5 protein-coding genes and 1 pseudogene are annotated in these 6,160 nt (G+C 61.5%); all 6 read left to right on the top strand.

The annotated features are described in order from the left end of the window. Positions 1 to 588, top strand: a pseudogene (locus Q1A36_RS20925) (aldehyde dehydrogenase family protein); the annotation flags it as partial. Then, positions 585 to 1,739, top strand: a complete 1,155-nt coding sequence (locus tag Q1A36_RS20920; RefSeq protein ID WP_299848046.1) for an iron-containing alcohol dehydrogenase — start codon at positions 585 to 587, stop codon at positions 1,737 to 1,739. The pseudogene Q1A36_RS20925 and the gene Q1A36_RS20920, both read left to right, overlap by 4 nt. Positions 1,740 to 1,861: 122 nt before the next feature. Continuing rightward, positions 1,862 to 2,824 carry a beta-hydroxyaspartate dehydratase BhcB gene (gene bhcB, locus Q1A36_RS20915; protein WP_024845498.1) on the top strand — a complete coding sequence of 321 codons (963 nt, stop codon included), beginning with the start codon at positions 1,862 to 1,864 and terminating at the stop codon, positions 2,822 to 2,824. Next, complete coding sequence (gene bhcC, locus Q1A36_RS20910) at positions 2,821 to 3,984, top strand: 3-hydroxy-D-aspartate aldolase BhcC (protein WP_024845497.1); 1,164 nt, start codon at positions 2,821 to 2,823, stop codon at positions 3,982 to 3,984. Before bhcB ends, bhcC begins: the two co-directional genes overlap by 4 nt. Continuing rightward, on the top strand, positions 3,984 to 4,949 hold the full coding sequence (bhcD, locus tag Q1A36_RS20905) for an iminosuccinate reductase BhcD (RefSeq protein WP_024845496.1): 966 nt from the start codon (positions 3,984 to 3,986) through the stop codon (positions 4,947 to 4,949). Before bhcC ends, bhcD begins: the two co-directional genes overlap by 1 nt. A 153-nt stretch (positions 4,950 to 5,102) precedes the next feature. Then, positions 5,103 to 6,035 carry an IS5-like element ISPko1 family transposase gene (locus Q1A36_RS20900; protein ID WP_028710025.1) on the top strand — a complete coding sequence of 311 codons (933 nt, stop codon included), beginning with the start codon at positions 5,103 to 5,105 and terminating at the stop codon, positions 6,033 to 6,035. The last annotated feature ends 125 nt before the right edge of the window (positions 6,036 to 6,160 follow it).

The following is a 6,160-nucleotide window of genomic DNA, read 5'->3' as shown; positions in this document are numbered from 1 at the left end:
AAAATTGCGGCCTGTTTCGCCTGAATATCTACGAGCCCCTGGCCTTTCCGGCCAGAGAAACTTAACGTGACAACACCCGGCAACCCGCTCGACCCCGAGACAACGTTGGGGCCGATGGCGAACAAGCGCTTCGCAGCGGCAGTGCGTGCGCAGGTCGGCGAGGCAATCGCAGCCGGCGCCGTCCCAGTCGTCGATGCGGCGAACTTTCCGCAGGATGACGGCGGTGCCTATCTCGCACCGCAGATCCTCACCAATGTCGACCACTCGATGCGGGTGATGCGCGAGGAATCCTTCGGTCCGGTCGTCGGCATCATGAAGGTGTCGGGCGACGACGAGGCGCTGGCGCTTTTGAACGACAGCGAGTTCGGGCTAACCGCATCTCTGTGGACCACGGACCCCGAGCGCGCCGCCCGCATCGGCGCTGACATCGAGACCGGCACCGTCTTCATGAATCGCGCCGACTATCTCGACCCGGCGCTCGTCTGGTCTGGAGTCAAGAACACCGGCCGCGGTGGTTCCCTGTCTGTCATTGGATTCCAGAACCTGACGCGTCCGAAATCCTATCACCTCAAGAAGGCCACTGCATGAGCATCACCGCAAACTGGAGCTATCCGACCGCAGTCAAGTTCGGCGCCGGCCGGGTCAAGGAACTCGCTGATCACTGCAAGGCCGTTGGCATGAAGCGGCCACTGCTGGTGACGGACCGCGGCCTCGCTCCGATGGCGATTACGCAGAACGCGCTCGACATTCTTGACGCGGCCGGCCTCGGTCGCGTGATCTTCGCCGACGTCGATGCGAACCCGAACGAGAAGAACCTCGAAGCCGGGGTCAAGGTGTTCCGCGACGGCGGCCATGACGGCGTCGTCGCCTTCGGCGGCGGCTCGGGCCTCGACCTCGGCAAGGCGGTCGCCTTCATGGCCGGCCAGACTCGCCCGATCTGGGATTTCGAGGACATCGGCGACTGGTGGACCCGCGCCTCGGTCGAGGGCATCGCGCCGATCGTGGCCGTGCCGACCACGGCGGGAACCGGCTCGGAAGTCGGCCGCGCTTCAGTCATTACAAACTCGGACACCCACACCAAGAAGGTCATCTTCCATCCGAAACTCCTGCCTGCGGTGACCATCTGCGATCCCGAGCTGACAGTCGGCATGCCGAGGGTCATCACCGTCGGCACCGGCATGGACGCCTTCGCGCACTGCCTAGAGGCCTATTCCTCCCCCTTCTACCACCCGATGAGCCAGGGCATTGCGCTGGAAGGCATGCGGCTGGTGAAGGAGAACCTGCCGAGGGCCGTGAAGGATGGATCCGACATCGAGGCGCGCTCGCACATGATGTCGGCGGCGGCGATGGGCGCGGTGGCGTTCCAGAAGGGCCTAGGCGCGATCCACTCGCTGTCGCACCCGGTCGGCGCGATCTACAACACGCATCACGGCATGACCAATGCGGTCGTGATGCCGCCCGTGCTGCGCTTCAACCGTCCGGCCGTGGAAGAAAAACTTGCGCAGGCGGCCGCCTATCTCGGCATTGCCGGCGGCTTCGACGGTTTCTACGATTTCGTTCTCGGCTTGCGCGAGGAACTCGGCGTGCCGGACAAGCTCGCTCAACTCGGCATCGGTACCGACCGCATTGACGAGATGGCGGCCATGGCGATCGTCGACCCGACCGCGGGTGGCAATCCCATCGAGCTCACGCTGCATGCGGCGAAGAAACTGTTCGCTGAATGCATCCAGACCCCATGAACGTGGAGTGAGCTGACTGGGTCGGTGGCCCTTCCCGCAGCATTCTCCGTTCGAGGGTTGCGTCAGATTGGCTGGTGCCGAGCCTCAAGAGTGGCAGAAGGCCGCCTAATGAAGAAATGTCGATGTATATTCCTGTTCTAGAAGACATGCATACGGCGCGTGAACGGATCGCGCCCCATATTCATCGCACGCCGGTTCTGACCTCGCGCATGCTGAATGAACTGACCGGGGCCGAGCTGTTCTTCAAATGCGAAAACCTGCAAAAGGCCGGCGCGTTCAAGGCGCGCGGGGCCAGTAATGCGGTGTTCGGTCTGACGGATGCGCAGGCGGCCCGTGGTGTCGCCACGCATTCCAGCGGCAATCATGGAACCTGCCTGTCGTATGCCGCCGGGCAAAGGGGGATACCCTGCACGGTGGTGATGCCACGCACCGCGCCTCAGGCCAAGAAGGATGCAGTTCGCGGCTATGGCGCGCGGGTCGTCGAATGCGAGCCCTCAACCAGCAGCCGCGAGGCTGTCTTTGCCGAGGTCGTGGCCGAGACGGGGGCCGAATTCGTGCATCCCTACAACGATCCGCGTGTGATCGCGGGGCAGGCCACCTGCTCGGCTGAGATGATCGAACAGATCGAGGATCTGGATGCCGTAATCGCCCCGATCGGCGGGGGTGGAATGGTCTCGGGCACCTGCCTGACGCTGTCGAACCTTGCCCCGAAGGTGAAGATTTATGCCGCCGAGCCCGCGCAGGCCGATGATGCCATGCGCAGCTTCAAGGCTGGGCATATCATTGCCGATGATGCCCCGAGGACGGTTGCCGATGGCCTACTGGTGCCGCTGAAGGAACTGACATGGCATTTCGTGCAGCGCCATGTCACCGACATCCTGACCGCCTCGGACCCCGAGATCATCGAGGCGATGAAATTGATCTGGAAGCGCATGAAGATCGTAATGGAGCCGTCGAGCGCCGTGCCCTTGGCCACGATCCTGAAGAACCGCGATATTTTTGCCGGCAAGCGGGTCGGCGTCATCATCACTGGCGGCAATGTCGATCTCGACAAGCTGCCGTGGAATCAAGGAGAGTTGCAATGAACGCGCCTGTGAATTTCGACAATCTTGAAGTGGGTTTCGACGTTCCCGCCCTGCCGGGGATGGATGAGGCCGATATCCAGACGCCATGCCTGATCCTGGATCTGGATGCGCTGGAGCGGAATATCAAGAAGATGGGCGATTACGCCCGCGCGCATGGGATGCGCCACCGCGCCCATGGCAAGATGCATAAATCTGTCGATGTGCTGAAATTGCAGGAAAAGCTGGGCGGCGCGATTGGCGTTTGCTGTCAGAAGGTCAGCGAGGCTGAAGTTTTCGCACGCGGTGGGATCAAGGATATTCTGGTCAGTAATCAGGTCCGGGACCCGCTGAAGATCGACCGGTTGGCGCGGATGCCGAAACTGGGCTGCCGGGTGATTGTCTGCGTCGATGATGTCGCCAATATTGTCGATCTGTCGGCTGGTGCGCAAAAGCATGGCACCACTCTGGACATTTTTGTCGAGATCGATTGCGGAGCAGGGCGCTGTGGCGTCAGAACGACCGAAGAGGTCTTGGCGATTGCCAAGGCTGCGGATGCCGCAGAAGGGCTGAACTTCCTTGGAATTCAAGCCTATCAGGGCGCGATGCAGCATATGGACAGCTATGAGGACCGCAAGGCCAAGCTGGATGCTGCGATTGCGCAGGTGAAAGACGCGGTCGAGGGCCTTAAGGCCGAGGGGCTGGAGCCCGAATTGGTCTCGGGTGGCGGCACTGGAAGTTATTATTTCGAAAGCAATTCAGGAGTTTACAATGAATTGCAATGCGGTTCCTACGCCTTCATGGATGCCGATTACGGCCGTATCCTGGACGAAAACGGCAATCGCATCGACAAGGGCGAATGGGAGAATGCGATGTTCATCCTGACCAGTGTCATGAGCCACGCCAAGCCCGACAAGGCGATCTGCGATGCTGGCCTCAAGGCGCAATCGGTCGATAGTGGCCTGCCTTTCATCTATGGCCGCGACGATGTGGAATATATCAAATGCAGTGACGAGCATGGCGTGATCAGCGACCCCAATGGGGTGCTAAAGGTCAATGAAAAGCTGCGGCTGGTTTCGGGGCATTGCGACCCGACCTGCAATGTTCATGACTGGTATGTGGGTGTTCGGAACGGCAAGGTCGAAACGGTGTGGCCGGTTTCGGCACGAGGGAAGGCCTACTGATGTGGATCGTTCCAGAAAAAGAAATCGCCGGGCTGATGACGCCCGAAGCGGCGTTCGATGCGGTTCAGGCGGTATTTGCGGCCATGGCAAGCGGGAAAGCCAGCAACTTCCCCGTGGTGCGCGAAGCCATCGGGCATGAAGATGCGCTTTACGGGTTCAAGGGCGGTTTCGACCGCAGCGCGCGGAATCTTGGTTTGAAGGCTGGCGGCTACTGGCCCAATAACCAGAGACGCGAGTTGATCAATCATCAGTCCACCGTGTTTCTGTTCGATGCCGATACCGGCCGGGTTCAGGCAGCGGTCGGGGGAAACCTGCTGACCGCGCTGCGCACCGCTGCGGCAAGCGCCGTCTCGATCAAATATCTTGCCCGACCGGATGCCAAGGTGCTTGGCATTGTCGGCGCGGGTCACCAATCGACCTACCAGCTGCGTGCCGCGCTTGACCAGCGGCCGTTCGAGAAAGTGCTGGCATGGAACAGGACACCTGAAAGGCTCAAACGCTTGGAAGCGGCTGCGCAAGAGAAGGGCCTGCCATTCAAGTCCGTGACGCTTGAGCAGCTGTGTCGGCAAGCAGATGTCGTCGTCACGATCACCTCTTCGTTCAGCCCCATGATCGCGGAAGGGCTGATCCGCCCCGGCACCCATCTGGCCTGCATGGGCACGGACACAAGGGGCAAGCAGGAGGTGGCGCCGGAGATCGTCGCGGCCTCGACTGTGTTCACGGACGAGGTCGCTCAGTCGACGACCATTGGCGAGGCCCAGCATGCCTTCGGCATGGGCTTGCTCGACGCGGCAGCGATCGTGCCGATCGGTGACGTCATCAACAAGGAACACCCGGGACGTCGAAGCGCGGAGGAAATCACGTTGTTCGATGGCACTGGGGTAGGAATCCAGGATCTGGCCGTTGCATCGGCCGCCGTCGACCTCGCGGTCGCCCGCGGAAGGGCGGTCGAAGTCGAGATGTAAGCCTCTCCGGGCACTCAGTTCTGGGAGCCCTGTTGCAAATGCTCAATGTGAGACCTTGGTGGCGGATAGGCTTATTTTTGGCATACCCTGGGCTCTGTTGCACAAATCCCGTGTGGGATTCATCTCATGAATCCAGCGTGGTAGCTGGGATACATGAGCAGACCTACACCCCCGACCTACAGGACCAGGAACTGGCCAGCCTACAATGAAGCGCTCAAGCGCCGCGGCTCGCTGACGATCTGGTTCGATCCCGAGATGAGCTGGGATGCCGCGCCGACAGGTAGGCGTGGCCGCCAGCAGACCTACAGCGATGCCGCCATCCAGACATGCCTTTCGATGAAGGTGCTGTTCGGCATGGCGCTTCGGCAGACGACAGGCTTCGTCGAAAGCCTACTGCGGCTGGTCGGCCTCGACTGGGCGGTGCCCGACTTCAGCACCCTGTCCCGCCGCCAGAAGACCCTGGCCGTGAACATCCCGTATCGCGGCTCCAAGGGGCCGCTGCACCTGCTGATCGACAGCACGGGTATCAAAGTCGAGGGCGAAGGCGAGTGGCACGCCCGCAAGCATGGTGGACCCAAACGGCGCGTCTGGCGCAAGATCCATCTCGGGATCGACGAGGAAACACTGGAGGTTCGCGCAGTCGAGGTCACAGGGAGCCATATCGGCGATGCACCGGTCTTACCCGACCTGCTCAACCAGATCCCAGCGTACGAGCAGATCAGCAGCGTCACTGCCGACGGTGCCTACGACACCCGCAAATGCCACGATGCAATCGCTGACCGCGGCGCCCGCGCTGTCATTCCGCCTCGCAAGAATGCCAAGCCGTGGAAGACCGTCACCGCCGGCGCGGTCGCACGAAACGAAGCGCTGCGGGCATCGAAATACCTCGGTCGTGCTCTCTGGCGACGATGGAGCGGATACCACCGCCGAAGCCGCGTCGAAACGAAGATGCACTGTGTGAAACTGCTGGGGCAGCGCCTCATGGCGCGGGACTTCGACCGACAGGTCGCGGAGCTTCAGGTCCGTATCGCCGTTCTGAACGGCTACACCGCGCTCGGCATCCCTGTCACAGAGCCCGTGGGATAAGTCTGTCCGGGGAAAGGGGAACCCCGGCCATCAGCCGATTTGTGCAACATGTATAACCGCCCCTTGCGCAAGAGGGTTTTGGAGCAATTTGGCGCGGTGTCGGGTGCTGACATGTATCCGGCCTC

It is taken from the genome of uncultured Paracoccus sp. (genome assembly GCF_947487305.1).
GTDB lineage: Bacteria > Pseudomonadota > Alphaproteobacteria > Rhodobacterales > Rhodobacteraceae > Paracoccus.
This window is presented reverse-complemented; position numbering and strand designations above follow the sequence as displayed.